Annotated in this window: 20 protein-coding genes; 16 read left to right on the top strand and 4 right to left on the bottom strand. The window is 31.2% G+C overall.

Features of this window, described 5'->3' with window-relative positions:
• A complete protein-coding gene (locus tag KK2020170_RS00240) occupies positions 1-1,086 on the bottom strand; it encodes a cytochrome-c peroxidase (RefSeq protein WP_221258818.1) in 1,086 nt (361 codons plus the stop codon).
• A 117-nt stretch (positions 1,087-1,203) separates the two neighbouring features.
• Entirely contained in the window at positions 1,204-1,908 is a 705-nt protein-coding gene (locus KK2020170_RS00235) for a peroxiredoxin (RefSeq protein ID WP_221258817.1), read from the bottom strand.
• A 223-nt stretch (positions 1,909-2,131) separates the two neighbouring features.
• On the opposite strand from KK2020170_RS00235, the gene KK2020170_RS00230 reads away from it, so the two are divergent.
• Genes KK2020170_RS00230 through KK2020170_RS00215 form a run of 4 tightly spaced genes read left to right on the top strand, consistent with a single transcriptional unit; the run spans position 2,132 to position 4,376 of the window.
• Positions 2,132-3,115, top strand: coding sequence for a c-type heme family protein (locus KK2020170_RS00230; protein WP_221258816.1), 984 nt, complete (start codon positions 2,132-2,134; stop codon positions 3,113-3,115).
• A 1-nt stretch (position 3,116) separates the two neighbouring features.
• Positions 3,117-3,320: a DUF6132 family protein gene (locus KK2020170_RS00225; protein ID WP_221258815.1), complete on the top strand. Its 204-nt coding sequence runs from the start codon at positions 3,117-3,119 to the stop codon at positions 3,318-3,320.
• Positions 3,320-3,928, top strand: a complete 609-nt coding sequence (locus KK2020170_RS00220) for a class I SAM-dependent methyltransferase (RefSeq protein ID WP_221258814.1) — start codon at positions 3,320-3,322, stop codon at positions 3,926-3,928. The genes KK2020170_RS00225 and KK2020170_RS00220 overlap by 1 nt, the downstream gene beginning before the upstream one ends.
• Positions 3,912-4,376, top strand: coding sequence for a methyltransferase family protein (locus tag KK2020170_RS00215; protein WP_221258813.1), 465 nt, complete (start codon positions 3,912-3,914; stop codon positions 4,374-4,376). The genes KK2020170_RS00220 and KK2020170_RS00215 overlap by 17 nt, the downstream gene beginning before the upstream one ends.
• 17 nt (positions 4,377-4,393) lie before the next feature.
• Here KK2020170_RS00215 and KK2020170_RS00210 read toward each other — a convergent pair whose 3' ends face one another.
• Positions 4,394-6,496 carry a TonB-dependent receptor domain-containing protein gene (locus tag KK2020170_RS00210; RefSeq protein ID WP_221258812.1) on the bottom strand — a complete coding sequence of 701 codons (2,103 nt, stop codon included), beginning with the start codon at positions 6,494-6,496 and terminating at the stop codon, positions 4,394-4,396.
• A gap of 51 nt (positions 6,497-6,547) precedes the next feature.
• The gene (locus KK2020170_RS00205; protein ID WP_221258811.1) at positions 6,548-6,928 is read right to left on the bottom strand and encodes a hypothetical protein; all 381 of its coding nucleotides are present in this window, start codon (positions 6,926-6,928) and stop codon (positions 6,548-6,550) included.
• A 122-nt stretch (positions 6,929-7,050) separates the two neighbouring features.
• On the opposite strand from KK2020170_RS00205, the gene KK2020170_RS00200 reads away from it, so the two are divergent.
• The 12 genes from KK2020170_RS00200 (at position 7,051) to KK2020170_RS00150 (ending at position 20,079) form a co-directional block, all read left to right on the top strand.
• Complete coding sequence (locus KK2020170_RS00200; protein ID WP_221258810.1) at positions 7,051-7,221, top strand: hypothetical protein; 171 nt, start codon at positions 7,051-7,053, stop codon at positions 7,219-7,221.
• A 10-nt stretch (positions 7,222-7,231) separates the two neighbouring features.
• Positions 7,232-7,531, top strand: coding sequence for a thioredoxin family protein (locus tag KK2020170_RS00195; RefSeq protein WP_221258809.1), 300 nt, complete (start codon positions 7,232-7,234; stop codon positions 7,529-7,531).
• 115 nt (positions 7,532-7,646) lie between these two features.
• Complete coding sequence (locus KK2020170_RS00190) at positions 7,647-7,859, top strand: hypothetical protein (protein WP_221258808.1); 213 nt, start codon at positions 7,647-7,649, stop codon at positions 7,857-7,859.
• Positions 7,860-7,912: 53 nt separating this feature from the next.
• Positions 7,913-9,511: a hypothetical protein gene (locus KK2020170_RS00185; RefSeq protein ID WP_221258807.1), complete on the top strand. Its 1,599-nt coding sequence runs from the start codon at positions 7,913-7,915 to the stop codon at positions 9,509-9,511.
• 89 nt (positions 9,512-9,600) lie between these two features.
• Positions 9,601-9,831, top strand: coding sequence for a hypothetical protein (locus tag KK2020170_RS00180; RefSeq protein ID WP_221258806.1), 231 nt, complete (start codon positions 9,601-9,603; stop codon positions 9,829-9,831).
• Between the two features lie 250 nt (positions 9,832-10,081).
• Positions 10,082-11,413, top strand: coding sequence for a cytochrome ubiquinol oxidase subunit I (locus KK2020170_RS00175; RefSeq protein ID WP_221258805.1), 1,332 nt, complete (start codon positions 10,082-10,084; stop codon positions 11,411-11,413).
• A gap of 4 nt (positions 11,414-11,417) precedes the next feature.
• Positions 11,418-12,494: a cytochrome d ubiquinol oxidase subunit II gene (gene cydB / locus KK2020170_RS00170; protein WP_221258804.1), complete on the top strand. Its 1,077-nt coding sequence runs from the start codon at positions 11,418-11,420 to the stop codon at positions 12,492-12,494.
• 98 nt (positions 12,495-12,592) lie between these two features.
• Positions 12,593-14,053: an NAD(P)/FAD-dependent oxidoreductase gene (locus tag KK2020170_RS00165; protein WP_221258803.1), complete on the top strand. Its 1,461-nt coding sequence runs from the start codon at positions 12,593-12,595 to the stop codon at positions 14,051-14,053.
• Positions 14,054-14,071: 18 nt separating this feature from the next.
• Positions 14,072-14,203, top strand: a complete 132-nt coding sequence (locus KK2020170_RS13145; protein ID WP_255567321.1) for a hypothetical protein — start codon at positions 14,072-14,074, stop codon at positions 14,201-14,203.
• Positions 14,204-14,362: 159 nt separating this feature from the next.
• On the top strand, positions 14,363-15,673 hold the full coding sequence (locus tag KK2020170_RS00160; protein WP_221258802.1) for a TolC family protein: 1,311 nt from the start codon (positions 14,363-14,365) through the stop codon (positions 15,671-15,673).
• A 56-nt stretch (positions 15,674-15,729) separates the two neighbouring features.
• Complete coding sequence (locus tag KK2020170_RS00155) at positions 15,730-16,809, top strand: efflux RND transporter periplasmic adaptor subunit (RefSeq protein ID WP_221258801.1); 1,080 nt, start codon at positions 15,730-15,732, stop codon at positions 16,807-16,809.
• 72 nt (positions 16,810-16,881) lie between these two features.
• Entirely contained in the window at positions 16,882-20,079 is a 3,198-nt protein-coding gene (locus KK2020170_RS00150) for an efflux RND transporter permease subunit (RefSeq protein ID WP_221258800.1), read from the top strand.
• The last annotated feature ends 7 nt before the right edge of the window (positions 20,080-20,086 follow it).

Raw genomic sequence — 20,086 nt, 5'->3', positions numbered from 1 at the left:
TTATAAATCGGCTTTTTTAAATTTTGGATCAACTTCTGCGGTCAATGTTTTTAAGAATGCTACTATATTTTTTACTTCAGTATCACTCAAATCTTTATTACTTTGAAGTTTCCCCATAATTTTTACTGCTTCACTTAAATCTTTTACAGATCCATCGTGGAAATAAGGATATGTTTTTTCAATATTTCTTAAACTGGGTGCTTTAAAAACAAACTTATCACTTTCGTTTTTCGTAATGTCATGTAAACCATTGTCAATTTTCTTGCTTTTAGTATGTTCCCAATAATTACCATAAACACCAAATTTCTGCATCATTTGTCCGCCAATAGCAACTCCGCTATGACAAGCAATACAGCCATTATTTATAAAGGATTGTAAACCTGCTTTTTCATTTGTATCTAAGGCATCATCATCACCATCTAACCATCTGTCGAATCTACTTTCAGGCATTAATTTTCTCTCAAAAGCTCCTATAGCATTTGTTAGGTTTGAATACGTAATGGGTTGATTATCATTAGGAAATACTTTTTTGAAAAATTGTTGATATTCTTCAATTCTTCTCAAACGATTAACTAAGAATTCTTGTGAAGGAATGCCATGTTCAACAGGATTTAAAATTGGCATACCTGCTTGTTCTTCGACATCTTTCGCACGTCCATCCCAAAATTGTTTAAAGTGTAAAGCTGCATATATAGAACTTGGTGAGTTTCTTCCGCCAAATTCTTTCGTGTCTCCTAATGAAAAGGAAGAATTATCTACACCATAAGTATCTAAGTTATGACAAGAATTACAACTAATTGTACCATTTTTAGATAATCTTTTATCGTAATACAACTTTTGTCCTAAAAGTTCTTTTTCATTAAGTCGATTTTCAAATTTTACAGATGTAATATTTACGGGATTATTTAGCTCTTGAAAATTATCAGGAATATTATCACTAGAAACCATAGATATTGGTTTGAAATAATCACTTGCTTCTATCATTAAAGGAGTTTTGCTAACTATATTAATCTCTTCATATTTAACTTCTTTGTTTTGACAAGAAATTAAACTAGCGAGAGTTAGTATAAATACAATTTTTTTCATTCTGATTTATTTTAATGTTCAAAATTATACATTTCAATAATTTTTAACTGTAACCTATATTACAAAGAAAGACTAGTATTTACTAGTCTTTCTCTTCTTTTTCATAGTAATTTTAGATTATTTTTTTAGTATTGTTTTAAGTACTAAATCTTTATCTAATTTTTTTGTACAGAAGAACCAATCTTTGCAATCTAATTCTTCTGTGTCATCCATTCTTTCTTTAGCAACACCACAAGAACCAGCTGTTGGAACAATTACTTCATCCCCTGGTTGCCAATCTGCAGGACAAGCCACTTCAAAAGCATCAGCAGTTTGTAAAGCAATTAATGCGCGATAAATTTCTTGGAAATTTCTACCAATACTTAAAGGGTAATATAAAATTGTTCTAATAATTCCTTTAGGGTCAATGAAAAAAACTGCTCTAACCGCTTGTGTACTACTTTCTCCTGGTTGAATCATTCCATACTGTTTTGAAACTTCCATAGAAATATCTTCAATTAAAGGGAAATTTACCTCAATGTCTTTCATCCCTTTATATTCAATTTTCTCTTTGATGGTTCTTAACCATGCAATATGACTATATAATCCATCTACTGAAAGTCCAACTAATTCACAATTTGCTTCATTAAATTGTTTTTCCATATTGGCAAATGTCATAAACTCTGAAGTACAAACTGGAGTGAAATCTGCAGGGTGACTAAAAAATATTATCCATTTTCCTTCATAGTCTTTAGGAAAGTTAATAATTCCTTGTGTTGTTTTTGCTGTAAATGCCGGAGCTTTCTCTCCAATTCTAGGCATAAATGTTACATTTTCTTCCATAATATTTTTTTTATTAATTTTTGATGAGACAAAATTCAACTAAATAAAAATGATGATTTGCCACAAAAATACTTGTGTATTAAAAATATTTATTGTAAATGCATTAATAATAGTTTTTATTTATTATTAAATAGCTTTTATATATTAGGTTTTAATCGTTGTAACTTTAGTTACTAAAAAACCTTTTTAATAAAAGTATTTTTGAGACTTATATAAAATAGAGATGAAAAAAATCAAATTATTTAGTTTAGTGATTATAGTTATGGCTCTTTTTAGTTGTAACCAAAAGAAAGAGGATACTTATCATGAAGTTTCGGTATTTAATTATGATCCAGAAGAAGCTAAGGAACTAATGGAAAAACATTGCTATTTATGTCATAGTCCAATTGCAGCTGAGGAGGAAGGAAGAATTGCCCCGCCTATGGTTGCTATAAAAGCAAGATATATTGATAAAGAAGGTTACACGAGAGAGGAATTCATTCAGCATGTTTCAGATTTTGTTGCCAACCCAACAGATGATAAAGCTTTAATGTATGGAGCGGTAAGAAAATTTGGAGTAATGCCAAAACAAGTTTTTCCTGATAGTGCGGCTATGAAAATTGCTGCCTATATGTTTGATTATAGAATTGAACAACCAAATTGGTTCAAGGAACATTGGCAAGGTCATGGAAATGATAATTGGGAACAAACTGGAAAAGAATTTGTTGCCAAAGAAAAAGAGAAAACCTTTGAAGATATTGGTTTAGAATATGCTCTTGGTACAAAAAAAGTGTTAGGTAAAAACTTAATGGGAACTATTCAAAGAGATGGAACAGAAAAAGCTTTAACATTTTGTAATCATGAAGCAATTCCATTAACAGACAGTATGTCGGTTCACTACAATGCTAAAATTAAACGAGTTTCCGATAAAAATAGAAATCCGAATAATAAAGCTAATGTAGAAGAGTTAAAATACATTGAGCAATTCAAAAAGGATTTGGCTGGAAAAAAAGAGGTAAAGCCAATTGTAGTTGAGGAAGGAGAGCAAGTGCATTTTTACTATCCAATTCCCACGAATACTATGTGTCTACAATGCCATGGAAAACCAGATGCTATTAAACCAGAAGTAGCAAAAAAAATAAAAGAATTGTATCCAAATGATTTAGCTGTTGGTTACGGTGAAAATGAAGTAAGAGGTATTTGGAGCATTGTATTTGATAAAAAGTAAAATGACAAAAAAACAATATATAGTTACAGGAATAGGTATTGTAGTTGGTTTAATTGCAGGATATACATATTACTTTTATGTGGGCTGTGCTTCGGGAACTTGTGTCATTACTTCTAAACCATTAAATAGTACACTTTATGGCGGTTTGATGGGTGGCTTGTTATTTAATATGTTTGTTACTTCTCCAAAAAAGAAAGATAAATAATGAAAGAATTTTGGAATAATCGATATGCCGAAAAAGAATACGCATACGGTGTTGAACCCAATCAATTTCTAAAAGAAAATTTACATTTACTTCCAAAAGGGAAAATTTTATTTGTAGCTGAAGGGGAAGGAAGAAATGCCGTATTTGCAGCTCAAAATAGGTATGATGTTTATGCTTTTGATTATAGCGAACCGGCAAAAGATAAAGCACTACAATTAGCATTGGACAAAAAGGTTACCTTACAATATTCCGTTTTTGATGTTTTAGAATGTAGTTATCCAAAAGATTTTTTTGATGCTATAGTTTTAATTTTCGCTCATTTTCCTTTTGAAATTAGAAAAGAAGCACATCAAAAAATACAATCTTTCTTGAAACCAAATGGGAAAATATTGTTTGAAGCTTTTACTAAAGAACAATTAAATTATAATTCAGGAGGTCCAAAAGAAATATCCATGCTTTTTTCAGAAGAAGAAGTTAAAGATGAATTTAATTTAGTATCTTTTGATTTTTTAACCAAAGAAATCGTATCGCTAAATGAAGGCCCTTATCATCAAGGGAAAGGTTCAGTTATACGATTTTTAGCTACTAAAAATGCAGAAAACGAGTAAGGATTATCTTTTTGTTGGTATCCAATTTATTTTATTTGGATTGTATGTTTTTGATTATTTTGAAAAGTTTAAAACACTAGCTTTTCTACATTATTTAGCTTTAATACTTGCAATTTTAGGTTTTTTAGTAGCTATCTTTTCTGTTTTTAATTTAGACCGAAATCTTACGGTTTATCCAACCCCAAAAAATAATTCTAATCTGATTACATCAGGATTGTACAAATATACTCGACATCCTATTTATTCGGGTATAATCTTTTTTACTTTTGGTTATTCTATTTATTTAGGTTCTATTTATAAATTAATAATTAGTGGTCACTTGTTCATTTGGTTTTTTTTTAAATCTAATTATGAAGAAAAAAGACTGATGGAAAAATATTCAGATTACATTAAATATCGAAAAATAACGGGACGTTTTTTCCCAAAAATAAAAAAGCCTCAAGATTAACTTGAGGCTTTTTTAAATTAGAATTTATAATTAACAAAGAAAGTAAAATTTCTTCCGGGTTCAGTAATTGGAACTCTTCCAAAACCAGCCACATTGTTAAACGCAAAAGTTAAGTGATTGTTATAATATTGGTCAAAAAGATTTAAAACGCCCATTCCTAAAGAGAGATTTTTTATTGGTTTATATCCAATATTTAAATCCATAACTTCATATCCTGAAGTTGGAATTTCATCATAACTTTCAGAAATCTTGTTTTGTTTAGCCGTTAAAGTATATTGCGCATTTGTCCAAAACTTTTTGTTTTCATAACTCAGTTTTAGTTTGGTAACTAATGGCGGTGTTAACGGTAAACTCTCGTTGAAATCTCTATTTTCTGTATAGGTATACGCTATATCTGTTCCAAAAGTGAAATTATTGTAAAACTTTAGATTGGTAAAAAACTCAAAACCAGTTTTTAGTGCATTGTCAATATTTCTAAAAACTTTAGGATGAATAGGAGGAGTTGTAGAATTGTATTTTCTAATAAGAGTTTCATCAACAACACCTAAAATATAATTTTCATAAATTGAATAGAACACAGAAGTTCCAAATTGTAGAGTGTTTATACTTCCTTTAATTTCTTTTTTTCCATCAAAGCTTAATTCAAACTGATTATTTATTTCTGGTTTTAAATTTGGGTTACCAACATATTCATAGGCATCTCTTCCAATATTAAAAAATGCGATAAAACGTTCTTCAATATTTGCTGCTCTAGAACCTCTACCAAATGAAGCCTCAAATTTATAATTTTGATTAAAGTTGTATAGATAAGAAACCGTTCCGCTATAGAGTGTTTCGTTCCGTTTATCTAAATTAGGATACAAAGTTGCAAAAGTTGGATCTAAATCATTTGCATCAGATGTAATAAAATCTAAACGGGAACCAATAGTTAACCAAGATTTTTCTGAAGCGTTTATTTTTGTTTCAGCAAAATACCCAAAATCATTAGAGTAACTATCTTGCCAAACTTTATCGAAAAATACCATTGGCATAGGTAATGGGTTTCCCATCATGTCTGTTTTCATAGTTCTAGTCCTTCCACCATCGCGAGATAGATTTACCAGGTCTATTCCTGAAAACAAATTGATGTTTTTCCCTAATGACCATTCAGTTTCAATTTTTCCACCATATGTTAAGGCTTCTACGTTTGAAACTGCAGACATTCTTGTAAATGTTGGTCGTCTATAATTACTCATGATGTGATCAACAAACGAATAATAGAATTTTAAATTTAGTCCTTTAAAATAGTTACTATTAGATTCTAATTTATAATCAAGATTTGCTAAAGTGCTATTGTCTTCCTGAGTATCCATTGGTAATCCTGCATGTAAGACATCTCTACCAAAATTTTGACGAAATGTAGCTTGAATTCGTTGCGTGTTATTTATCTGGTAACCCGTTTTTAAACCATAACTAATACTACGAAAAGAAGAAGGAATTTCATTCTGATTTCCATCTTCATAGTTACCGTAATCTCTATAGCTTAAATTACCAGAGAAGTCGAACTTTTTAACTTTACTATCTAAAGTAAGCACATTAACTATAGATTTTCCATTACTTTCATATCCAGAAGAGATACTTCCACTTAATAATTTCTGATTAGATGAAGGTGATTTAGAAACGATGTTTACAACACCTCCAAATGTATTTCCAAAACGAACCGAAAATGGACCCTTAATAACTTCAATTTTAGTTACTTCTTCAGGATTAATTAATGTTGTGACTGGGTCCATTCTATTAGGACAAGCATGAAATGCCTTTGTACCACCATCAATTTGAACATTTAATTGTTCATATTGTGAAGCTCTAAAAGCAGGATCAACAGCATAATTTCCTCTTTTAATTAAATGAAATCCATTAATATCTTTAAAAATTTCACCTGAGTTTTTAGGTTGTGTTATTTTTTCAGAAAAATCTTGTTTTACAAGTATTTGTGACGGGTTTTTAGGTAAATATTCTGTGACAATAACTTCGTTAAGTAAAGTTGTTATTGTTGAGTCAGATTCTTTCTTTGTTTCTAAATCTTGAGCATGCGCAATTGTAACACCCAATAAGAAAAGGGTGTAAATATTTTTTTTCATTTTTTTATTGAATGAATTTGATTAAACTTTTTTTGCAAATGAGTTTGTATGTTAAATCAAATTCTGGGGAGGGTGGTCAATAAAGATTTGAAAAAGATTAGGTCTTAATTTATTTGTAGAATAAATTTTTTCTTTTCGAATAACGTGAATAATATCGTTTGAAGCAATATAATGGCTGAGATTTATAGGAATTAAATCTAAAATTGAATATTGAAAAATTTCACTTTGACTATCGGTTGAAGTCATGGATTTTTTTAAATGACATTTACCATTACATTTTAATTCGGGTTTGTTTTTGTTCTCACAATATTTTTCAATAAAAGCTTTATTTTTAAAAGTATATTCAAATTGAATAACAGCTATTTTTAGGCTTAAATTTAATAAGCTAAAAATGATTAAAAATAAAATGCTGTTTTTGAAAAAACTTTCCATTTGGGTTTTGAAGAATTGGTTTGCAAAGCTACAAATTTCAAAAAGATATTAACTACTGAATGTGATATATGTTACATTTAAAAAAAAAACAATTATCTAATTTTACTATAAATTAATGACAAATGAATTTATTTAAGAATTGGAATATAATGAGAATTGTTCGTTTGGTGTTAGCTGTAGGTATAAGTGTACATGCTTTTAAAACTGAAGAATATTTCTTTTTACTTTTTGCATTATTTTTTTTAATTCAGGTATTCTTTAATAGAGTTTGTCAGTCTAATTGTTCGTTTTAATATTAGAAATATGCAAGAAAAATTTAGAGAATTATTAAATCAAGAAGATTTAGCCCTTATTGAATTTATAAATGCAAATTGTGAACCTTGTGCTATGATTGAACCTACATTACAACAAGTTAAAAATTCAATAGGCAAACGCTTAAGTATTTTTGTTGTAAATATCGATGACGTTCCTACTGTAGCCGATGAGTTTTCAATTTCTAGCGCGCCGATGTTAGCATTGTTCCAAAGTGGAGAAATGGTTTGGAAAACTCCAAATGTGTTATCAAAACAAGAAATTATAGAAAAAGTGATTAATTCAATTTAATTTATATATTTACAACTTGAAATTTAAAATTTACATACTACTTTTTTACTTAATAGCACTAACTGTTCTGCCTTCAATAAGAGCTATGAAGGTGCAATTTGGTAAAACTTGTGAAATGAGTTGTCAAAAAAGTGAAGATTCAGGTTGCGATAAAGGTAAAATTGTAATGAGCCTTAATTTTAGTCCAGTTCAGTTTGTAAAAGAGATTTCTGTTTATCCTACAATATATTTAATTCCATTACAAGAAAAAACTACTGTTTTTTATAGAAACTTTTTAGTTTCAAATTATTTCTCAAATATTTGGCATCCTCCTAAGTTTTCGTTGTAAATAGAGTTTTAAAATAATTCTGCATATAGCAGACAATATTAACTTACAACAAAATGAAAAAGTTTTTATATTTATTTGTACTGAGTTTTTTACAATTCACTCAGGCACAAAGCTCATTTCCTTATGATGTTGTACTAACTCCTGTTAATGTAACAGGTTTGCCAGGCTTGCATTCATATGCATTTGCGCAATCTAATGGGAAATGGTTAGTTATTGGAGGAAGAAAAGATGGTTTACATGCACGTCAACCATTTAATGCTTTTCCAGAAAATCAAAATAATACATCTATTTATGTAGTAGACGTAGTAAATAATCAATTTTGGTCTGCTTCAGTAACAACTTTAGCAACTGGATTAAGTGAGCAATTGCAATCTACGAATATGAATTTCTATCAAGATGGTGATACTTTATATATTATTGGTGGTTATGCATTTTCAACAACAGCTAATGATCATGTTACTCATGATAAATTAACATCAATTGATGTTGTTGGATTAATGAATGCAATTGAAAATGGAACTTCAATTAATTCATTTTTTAAACAAATATCTGGTCCTGAATTTGCAATTACTGGTGGACAATTAGGGAAAATAGGCAATGAATTTTATTTGGTAGGAGGACATCAATTTGATGGACGTTACAATCCTATGAATAATCCTACTTTTACACAAACTTATTCAAGTTCAATTAGAAAATTTGAAATTGATAATTCTGGAAGTAATCTTTCTATTTCAAACTATAATGTTATTACTGATGCGGTTCATTTACATAGAAGGGATTATAATTTAGTGCCTCAAGTTTTTCCTAATGGAGAGTTAGGCTATACAATTTCTTCAGGAGTGTTTCAAATCAGCGCAGATTTACCTTTTTTGTATCCCGTAGATATTAAAGCTGGAGGTTATTTTCCACAAACTCAATTCAATCAATATTTGAGTAATTACCATAGTGGTAAAGTTGGACTTTATGATTCTAATTCAAATCAAATGCATAGTTTGTTTTTTGGAGGAATGAGTCAGTATTATTATCAAGGAGGTTCATTAATTCAAGATAATACGGTTCCATTTGTAAAAACAATTAGTAGAGTTTCTCGAATAAGTAATGGGGATTTAGAAGAATATCAATTTCCTGTTGAAATGCCAAATTTAAAAGGCGCTGGAGCTGAGTTTATTCCAAATAAAAATTTACCTCATTATTCAAACGAAGTCATTCAATTGAGTAATATTGCCAGTAATGAATTTGTAATTGGACATTTATATGGAGGAATTTTAAGTTCATCTGCATCAGCCTTTACAGATAATCAAACGGGATTAACAAGTGCTGATCCTTCAATTTATGAAGTGAAATTAGTTTATAATCCTACTTTATCTACGCAAATTATTGATGGGAGTAACCCATTTGAATTTACAGTTTATCCCAATCCTGTAAAAGGGGATACTATACAGGTTGAATTTAATGCTCCGTATGAAGCTAAACTTGATTATATAATTTCTTCAATTAATGGGAAAATTATATCTGAAGGATCTATTGTAGATTATAAAATTGGGAAAAATTCTATGAAATTTGATTTAGAGTCGCCAAATGAAAAACTGGTAATTCTAACTTTTATCTTTGATCAAAAATATTTTAACTCAAAGAAAATCTTAAAAAAATAATAAAAACCAAGGCTTATTTAAAAATATGTATATATTTGCTATTAAGTCTATTAAATGAATTATAAAACAAAAAATTAAATCATAAAAAAATGAAAAAAGTAATCACAATCTTAGCTATTACAGCTTTTATGTTTTCTGTAGATGCTAATGCTCAAGAACCAAAACAAACAAAAAAAGTTGCTTCAACTGAAGCTAAAAAAGGATGTTGTTCTTCTGATAAAAAGTCAACTGCTTCTACTGATAAAAAATCTTGTGGAACTGAGGCTAAATCAGGTGGATGTTGTTCTTCAAAAAAATCTGAAGCTAAAAAAGAAGATTAGTTAATATTTCTTTAATATCAGAAAGCCTAGCAATTGCTAGGCTTTTTTAATTGTAACATTTGTAACTGTCTTCGGTAAAAATGTAAACTAAATTTGTTTAAATAATTCAGTCTAAGAAATAGATTGATTTGTTTTTAGTTTTATTGGTTAGTACAAAAGCATTTTAAAAAAATGCTTTTGTTTTTTATGTAATAGTTGTTACTTATTTATCTAATTTTATTAAAGAACTTTGGCGGTAAAATAATTTACTATGGAAGAAATGCTTTTCTATGATCGAATGCAGTTTGCATTTACGATTACCTTTCACTATTTATTTCCACAACTTACGATGGGGTTGTCATTAATGATAGTATATTTTAAATGGAAATTTTTAAGAACAAACCTTGAACAATATAACGAAGCGGCTAAATTTTGGATGCGAATTTTTGCATTAAATTTTGCCATGGGCGTAGTTACAGGAATTCCAATGGAATTTCAGTTTGGTACGAATTGGGCAAAATTTTCTGAATTAACAGGAGGGATTATTGGTCAAACACTTGCCATGGAAGGAATGTTTTCTTTCTTTTTGGAATCATCTTTTTTAGGACTCTTTTTATTTGGTGAAAAATTATTAGGACATAAATTACACTTTGTAACTGGGTTTTTAGTGTTTTTAGGTTCATGGATGAGCGGATTTTTAATCATCGCTACGCATTCTTGGATGCAAAATCCTGTAGGATATGAAATCTTAGCAAATGGAAAGTTTGTATTAAATAACTTTGGAGCGTTATTTACAAATCCTTGGCTTTGGCCTTCATATTTGCATAACCAAGCAGCTTCGTTAGTTACGAGTTCTTTTGTTGTTGCAGGAATTGGAGCTTTTTATATTTTAAACAAAAAGAATATCGAGTTTGGTAAACTTTTTCTAAAAACAGGTGTTGTTTTTGGGTTGATTGCTTCAGTAATTGTGGCAATGCCTACAGGAGATTTATTGGCTAAAAATGTAGTAAAATATCAGCCGGTTACCTTTGCAGCGATGGAAGGAATTTTTCATACCGAAACTGGTGGTTCTGAAATTGTTTTAATTGGTCAGCCTGATGTGAAGAATAAAAAATTGGATAATAAAATTGCAGTTCCTAATATTTTGAGTTTTCTAACTTACGGAAATTGGGAACAAGAAATAAAGGGTTTAGATCAATATGAAGAAGATGTTTATCCAACCAATATATCAGGTTTATATTATGGATATCATATAATGGTTGGCTTAGGTACTATTTTTATTGGATTAATGTCATTGGCAGCATTTCAACTTTTTAGGAAAAAGTTATTTCAAACAAAATGGATTTTATGGGCATTTTTATTTATGATTCCTTTTCCTTATATCGCTAACACTACAGGCTGGTATACTGCAGAATTGGGACGCCAACCTTGGCTAGTCTACAATTTGTTACGAACTTCTGAAGGCGCATCACCAACAGTTTCCTCTGGAAATACCTTGTTCACCCTTTTAGGATTCATTGGCTTGTATTTATTATTGGGAATGTTATTCTTATTATTGGTTGGAAAAATTATTAGAAAAGGACCACAAACTCAAACACATTAAAAACATGGAATATTTTTGGTATATCGTTTTAGTTTTAATGCTTGCAATATATGTTGTGCTAGATGGATATGATTTTGGAGCAGGTATCATTCACTTATTTTTTGCAAAAGAAGAAAAAGATAAAAAGGCAATTACTAATGCAATTGGTCCATTTTGGGATGCTAATGAAGTTTGGTTAATCGCAGCTGGTGGCGTTTTGTTTTTTGCATTTCCTACATTGTATGCATCTTCTTTTAGCGGTTTTTATTTACCGTTAATTATGGTATTGTGGTTATTAATTTTTAGAGCAATTGGATTAGAAATGAGAGGACAAATTCATCACCCAATGTGGGAAGTACTTTGGGATAAGGCATTTGGAATAGCCAGTTTACTTTTAGCATTATTTTTTGGAGTTGCTCTTGGGAATGTTGTTCGTGGAGTTAACCTTGGCATGGTAGAAAATGGAGTTTCTTCTCATGAAGCACATTATTTCTTTTTACCGTTATGGAATCCAGAATTTAGTCCAACATCAACTCACCAAGGAATTATAGATTGGTTTACTCTCTTACTTGGAGTAATTGCAGTTGTTTCTCTTACTATTCATGGAGCTAATTGGATAATCTATAAAACTAATTCAAGTTTAAATGAAAAATTGAAAACTTTTATTTTTAGAGCAAATTTTATTCTTTTGGCTTTAGTAATTGTTTCTTTATTAATCTGGCACATAATTGAACCAAAACCATTTCATAATTTTATTCAATATCCTTTTCTGTGGATTTTACCTTTAATTACTTTTACTGGAATTTTCGGACTTTTCAAGGTGAGAAGTTTTAAAAGAGATGGTTACGGATTTATATTTTCAACTTTGTTTTTAATTGGTGGATTAGCTTCAACAGTAGCTTCAATATTTCCAAAATTATTACCATCGACTAATACTATTAATCCATCGTTAACCGTTGAGAATGTCGCAGCTCATGAATATGGACTGTCTGTTGGCATGAGTTGGTTTTTTATTGCAGTAGTTTTAGTTGCTATTTATTTTACCATACAATATCGTGTTTTTAAAGGAAAGATGGATGACATTGGTTATGGAGAACATTAAATATAAAAAAGCACCAATTCGGTGCTTTTTTATGTAACAAATGTTGCTGTTAATCAAATCGGTATAATCTAATTTTGATGTAACAAAACTAATCATAAATGTCAAAAATAGTAATACTTGGAGCTGGAATTGCAGGCCATACGGCAGCGGCTCATTTAAGAAGAAAACTTTCCAAAGAGTACGAAGTTTTGGTGGTTTCCCCAAATAGAAATTACCAATGGGTGCCATCAAATATTTGGGTTGGAATTGGAAGAATGAAACCAAAAGATGTAATCTTTCCACTTGAGCCATTATATAAAAGAAAAGGAATTGGGTACAAACAAGCAAAAGCAATTTCATTTCATCCAGAAGGAGATGTGTCTGAACAAAAACCTTATATTTTAGTTGAAGGTGTTTATGGTGAAACTCTTGGAAAACAAGAAAAAGTAACTTACGATTACTTAATTAATGCAACCGGACCAAAATTAGCTTTTGATTTAACAGAAGGCTTACAACCAGCGACAAATAAGGTGTATTCGGTTTGTACATACGACCATGCAGAGCATGCTTCTGAAGCATTACATAAATTAATTGATTCACTTAAAAAATCAGATAAAAAATCAAAAATTCTTATTGGAACAGGTCATGCGAAAGCTACTTGTCAAGGTGCCGCATTTGAATATATTTTAAATGTTGAAAAAGAATTACAAAAATTTGGCGTTCGTGATAAAGCTGAAATTACTTGGATTTCAAACGAATATGAATTAGGTGATTTTGGTATGGATGGTATGTTGATGGAATATAACGGTTTCAACATGAAATCTAAAGATATGGTCGAAATGATTTTTGAAGATCGTGGAATCAAGTGGATTTTAGGAGCTGGAGTAACAAAAGTTGAAGATGGATTGGTACATTATGAAAATTTAGAAGGTGAATATAAAACTGAAAGTTTCGATTTTGGAATGTTAATACCTGCCTTTTCGGGTCATGGTTTTCAAGCGTATGATAAAGAAGGACAAGATATAACGGATAAACTGTTTAAAGGTTTTATGATTGTTGATGCTGATTACACTCCAAAACCTTATGAAGAATGGACAGTCCAAGATTGGCCAGAAACGTATCAAAATCCGTCGTATAAAAATATTTTTGCTCCAGGAATTGCATTTGCACCTCCTCATTCTATTTCAAAACCTAGAAAAAGTAAAAATGGTACTGATATTTTTCCATCGCCACCACGAACAGGAATGCCATCTGGTATTACTGCAAAATTAGTAGCCGATAATATTATCGATAGTATAAAAGAAGGGAAAGAATCGTTACATCATAAAGGCTCTTTGGGTAATATGGGAGCAGCTTGTATAGCTTCTGCAGGATATGGAATGACACAAGGTAGTGGAGTAAGTATTACAACATATCCAATTGTTCCAGATTTTAAAAAATATCCAGATACCCATGGCAGGGATATTCAAAAAACTTTTGGAGATATCGGTTTAGCTGGTCATTGGGTAAAATTAGCATTACATTATGCGTTTATTTGGAAAGCAAAAATGCGCCCTTTTTGGTGGTTAATTCCTGAATAATAAAAGTAAAAAAAAATCATGACACAAAGAATATCAAAATCTCAAAAGCGTAAAATGCAAAATCCTCTTTTACAATTATTTAAATTCTTTTATTTAAATGTTAGAATTTTAAAAATTGTAGCTGGAGGACATGGCGGAACGCGAAAATAGCACATCGACATCGTTGATGATTGTTTTAGTTTTATTGGTTAGTACGAAAGCATCTTTTTGATGCTTTCGTCTTTTTAGTAATAAGGGTTACAATTAAGTGTAACTCTTGTTACTGAATGAGGAATTTTCTAAACCTAAATTTGCTTAAAAATAATAACAATGAACAAAGTAAAATTAAGTCTTGCAATTATTATCTCAACGGGATTAACTGTTGTAGCTCAAGATACTTTATCAGTTTCTAAAAGCGAGGTACTTGAGAAAGTGAACGATAAAAATTTGCAAATTAAAATTGCAGAAAAAGCATTCAAATCTGCTCAAGCTGATTATCGTCAGTCGAATGCTTTGTTTATGCCAAATATCTCGGCTTCACATACAGCAATAACCACCACAAATCCATTGATGGCATTTGGTTCAAAATTAAATCAGGAAATTTTAACAATGAATGATTTTAATCCTGCTTTGTTAAATGATCCTGAACACACTGAAAATTTTGCAACTATGATTGAAGTGCAACAACCATTAATCAATTTAGATGGTTTGTACGAAAGAAAAGCAGCAAAAGCAAAAATGGATGCTATGGGGCTGCAAACGGAACGTACTAAAGAGTATTTACAGTTGGAAGTTTCAAAAGCGTATATGCAATTACAATTAGCTTATAAAGCAGTTGGTGTTCTAGAAAAAGCTAATGAAACTGCGCAAGGAAACTTAAAAATGGTCGAAAACTATTTCAAAAATGGAATGCTACAAAAAACAGATTTGTTAGATGTGCAAGTTCGTGTGAATGAAGTCGCAAACCAATTACAATATGCAAAAAGTAACGTTCAAAATGCTTCAGATTATTTGGCTTTCTTACTAAATGAAGATATGAATGGTAAGGTTTTTAAACCAAGTGAAGCTTTAGAAAATCAAATTCAAGTGGAAGAAAATGTTGCCACTATTTCTGAAAATAGAAAAGATATTCAAGCAATGGAAAAAGCAACAGAAGCGTATGGAAAAATGTTTCAATCTACAAAATTAGGTTTCTTACCAAGATTAAACGCATTCGGAAATTACCAAATGTATGATGATAAATTATTCGGAACTTCTGCAAAAGGATATTTACTAGGAGCTCAATTATCATGGAATGTTTTTGATGGCTATAAAAGCATTGGTAAAAACCAAAAAGCGAAAGCCGATTTTCAAAAAGCTGAAGCTGAAGCTGAACAATATAAAAAACAAAGTCAGTTGGAGTTAAACAAAACAAACCGCCAATTAGCCGATGCTGAAAATAAAGTGAACTTATCAAAATTAGCATTCGAACAAGCACAAGAATCATACAGAATACGTAAAAATAGATTCGAACAAGGTTTAGAAAAAACTACCGATTTATTGATGGCAGAAACCCAACAATCAAAAAAAGAATTAGAGTTTTTACAAGCTGTTTTCGAATATAATTTCACTAAACAATACCAACAATTTTTAACTAACTAAACAGATTTGTCACATCGAGCGGAGTCGAGATGTTTAAGACTAAAAATAATAGAAATATGAAAAAAACAATCGCAATATTAACATTAGCTTCTACATTATTAATTTCTTGTGGAGGTGATAAAAGAGAAGAAGTAGCTACTTTACCAGCAATTGCAGTAAAAGTGGCTGGTATTTCAGAAACAGACTCAAGTCCATACGTTTCGGCAAGTGGAAAGATTGAAGCTGAAAATAGTGCTAATTTAAGTACTCGTATGATGGGGTTTGTTACGAAAGTAAATGTCAAAGTGGGACAAAAAGTATCAAAAGGGCAATTATTAGTTTCGGTAAACAATACTGATTTACAAGCTAAAAAAGCTCAAGTTGATGCTTCCATAATTCAAGCACAAGCTGCTTATAATAATGCGAAAAAAGATTATGATCGTTTTGTGAATTTATTTGCCCAACAAAGTGCTTCTCAAAAAGAATTAGATGATATGACAGCTCGTTACGAAATGGCAAAAGCCGGTTTAGAAGCTGCAAAGCAAATGCGTAACGAAATCAATGCTCAGTTTGCTTATTCAAATATTTCAGCACCTTTTAATGGAGTTGTAACAAATACTTTCGTAAAAGAGGGTGATATGGCAAATCCAGGAATGCCTTTAGTAAGTGTTGAAGGTGCTAAAAAACTCCAAGTTACGGCTATGGTTTCTGAAAGTGATATTGCTTCAATTACTAACGGAATGAAAGTAAAAGTTTTAGTAAAATCGTTAGAAACTGAAGTTGATGGTACGGTAAGCGAAGTGAGTTTGTCTGCAAAAAATACTGGTGGACAATATTTAGTGAAAATCGATTTGGATAAATCGGATGCTAAAATCTTATCTGGAATGTTTGTAAATGTTCAATTCCCAATCGAAAAGAAAGCAAATGTTACTACTTCAGATATCGTTTTAGTTCCGGAAAGTGCTTTAGTAAAACAAGGTCAGTTGACAGGAATTTATACAGTTGGAGCTAACAATACAGCTATTTTACGTTGGTTGCGTTTAGGTAAAACTTTTGGTAACCAAGTTGAAGTGTTATCAGGCTTAAACAATAAAGAACAATACATTGTTTCATCTGATGGTAAGTTGTTCAACGGAGCTAAAATTAGTGTTAAGTAATCAGTTTCAGTTTAACAGTCAAGTTGTAACAACTTCAAACTTTTAAACCTTTAACTTTTAAACAATAAGAAAATGCAAGAAGGTATTTCAGGTAAAATAGCCAATTTTTTCATCAACTCAAAACTAACCATTTTATTAATGGTAGCGTTGATGATTATTGGATCGTATAGTTCGTTCTTGATTCCAAGGGAAGAAGAACCACAAATTAACGTTCCTATGGCCGATGTTATGGTCATGTATCCAGGAGCAAATCCAAGTGAAGTAGAAAATAGAGTGGTTAAACCACTTGAGAAAATCATTGGAAACATAAAAGGAGTAGAACATATTCATAGTATGGCATTTAATGGCTATTCAATGATGGTGGTTCAGTTTTATGTAGGTGAAAATAGTGAAGATTCGTATGTTAAATTATACGATGAACTAATGAAACACCAAGACATGTTTCCAGAAGGCGTGATGCAACCCATGGTTAAAACTCGCTCTATTGACGATGTTCCAATGCTGGGTTTAACTTTATGGAGTGAAAATTACGATGATTTTCAATTGCGTCAGTTAGCGGAAGAGGTGACAAATGAAATTGAAAAAGTAAAAGATGTTGCTATAACAAAAGAAATTGGTGGTAGAACTCGCGAACTAAAAGTAGTTTTAGATAAAGATAAAATGGCTGAAAATGGTGTAGATGCATTAAGCATTATGCAAATGATTAAAGCCAATAACGGAAGTTCACAATCGGGTGCTTTTGTGCAAAATGATCAAGAATATTTAGTTACAACGGGTAAGTTTTTAGCAAATACAGAAGATGTTGAAAATTTAGTTGTAGGTGTTAATAAAAACATGCCTGTTTACTTAAAACAAGTGGCAACTATTCAAGATGGACCACAAACGCCAAAGAACTATGTTTCATTTGGATATGGAAAAGCTAATGAGAGTTTCAAAGCGCATAGTTCAGAATATCCAGCAGTAACCATTTCTGTTGCCAAAGTAAAAGGAGCCGATGCAATGAAGATTTCAGAGAAAATCTTAACGCATGTTGAAGAACTAAAGAAAAATTTAATTCCGACTGATGTTCATGTAGAAATTACACGAAACTACGGTGAAACAGCATCGCACAAAGTAGGTGAGTTATTATTGCACTTAGGTGTTGCCATTTTAGCCGTAACTATTTTAGTAATGCTAGCTATGGGTTGGAGAGGTGGATTAGTAGTATTCTTCTCAGTTCCATTAACCTTTGCATTAACATTGTTCAGTTACTACATGTTGGGTTATACCTTAAACCGAATCACTCTTTTTGCCCTAGTGTTCGTAGTTGGTATTGTCGTCGACGATAGTATTATCATTGCCGAAAATATGCACAGGCACTTTAAAATGAAGCGTCTGCCATTCAAACAAGCAGCAATTTATGCGATTAATGAGGTAGGTAATCCAACAATCTTAGCAACTTTTACGGTAATTGCAGCTATTTTACCTATGGCTTTCGTAAGTGGAATGATGGGACCTTATATGAGTCCGATGCCTATTGGAGCTTCAATCGCGATGATGTTGTCTTTATTCGTAGCATTGACAGTAACTCCCTATTTAGGATATCATTTATTACAAGAAAAAGACGACCAAGAACACAAAGAGGAACAAGGATTAGAAACATCTTGGATTTTCAAAATTTATAAGAAGTTTGAAGAGCCTTTATTGAATAGTTCAGCCAAAAGAAATGTAATGTTTGCTGTTACAATTTTCTTATTGTTAGGTTCTGTTGCGATGTTCTTTACCAAATCAGTAGCGGTAAAAATGTTACCTTTTGATAATAAGAATGAATTCCAGGTGGTAATTGATATGCCAGAAGGAACAACATTAGAAAGAACCGCTGCTGTTACTAAAGAAATTGCGCAATATCTTTCTACAGTACCAGAAGTGGTAGATTATCAAAATTATATTGGAGCTTCAGCACCTATAACCTTCAACGGTTTAGTGCGTCATTATGATATGCGTGGTGGAAGTAATATGGCTGATATTCAAGTGAATTTATTACACAAAGAAGATAGAAATTTACAAAGTCATGACATTGCAAAATTAGTTCGTCCAGAAGTGCAAAAAATTGCAAAGAAATATGGTGCCAATGTAAAAATTGTTGAGGTTCCACCTGGACCACCAGTATTGTCAACTTTGGTTGCTGAGGTTTATGGACCAGATTATAAACAACAAATAGATGTGGCTAATCAAGTGAAAGACATTCTTGAAAATACTTCAGACGTTGTTGACATCGATTGGATGGTGGAAGCACCACAAGTAGAATACAAATTAGAAGTAGATAAAGAAAAAGCAATGCTAAACGGAATTGCACCACAGCAAGTGGTTGGTAATTTAACCTATTTGCTTCGTGAAATGCCGGTTTCAAACTTATACGATGAGCGTTCTGTTGATCCTGTTGGAATTGTATTAGCCTTAGACGATGCTGAAAAAACATCTATTCAAGATATTCAAAACTTGAAAATAAAAGGAAGTCAGGGTAATGTTGTTCCAGTTAGTGATTTGGTAAAAGTAAAAGTAGATACGTTACAAAATGCGATTTATCGCAAAGACCAAAAAAGAGTTGTATACGTTTTAGCAGATATGGCTGGAGCATTAGAAAGTCCGGTGTATGCAATCTTAGGAATGAACGAGAAATTACAACAAATGAAATTGCCTAAAGGTTACGCTGTTAATGAAATTTACATGGGACAACCCGATTCTGAGAGTGATTTTACAGTAAAATGGGATGGAGAATGGCAAATTACTTTAGAAGTTTTCCGTGATTTAGGTGCTGCTTTCTTAGTCGTAATTATTGTAATTTATATGTTGATTGTGGGTTGGTTCCAAAACTTTAAAACACCAATTGTAATGATGGTTGCTATTCCACTTTCATTAGTTGGAATTGTATTAGGTCACTGGTTGTTAGGAGCATTCTTCACCGCAACTTCTTTTATAGGAATGATTGCTTTGGCTGGTGTAATGGTTCGAAACTCCGTCTTGTTAATCGACTTTATCGAGATTCGTTTAAACGATGGAATTCCAATGAAACAAGCTATTATTGAAGCTGGTGCGGTAAGAACAACACCAATTCTACTAACAACAGGAGCAGTTGTAATAGGGGCATCTATCATATTATTTGATCCAATTTTCCAAGGATTAGCCATTTCGTTAGTTGCTGGAGCGATTGTTTCAACTTTACTAACATTAATTGTAGTTCCATTGATTTATTACATCACTGAACGTAAAAAATGGGAAAACAATAATTAAAAATTAA

It is taken from the genome of Flavobacterium okayamense (assembly GCF_019702945.1).
In the GTDB taxonomy this organism is placed as follows: Bacteria; Bacteroidota; Bacteroidia; order Flavobacteriales; family Flavobacteriaceae; genus Flavobacterium; species Flavobacterium okayamense.
Note: the sequence above shows the minus strand (reverse complement) of the source record. Positions and strands in the feature narration are given on the sequence as shown.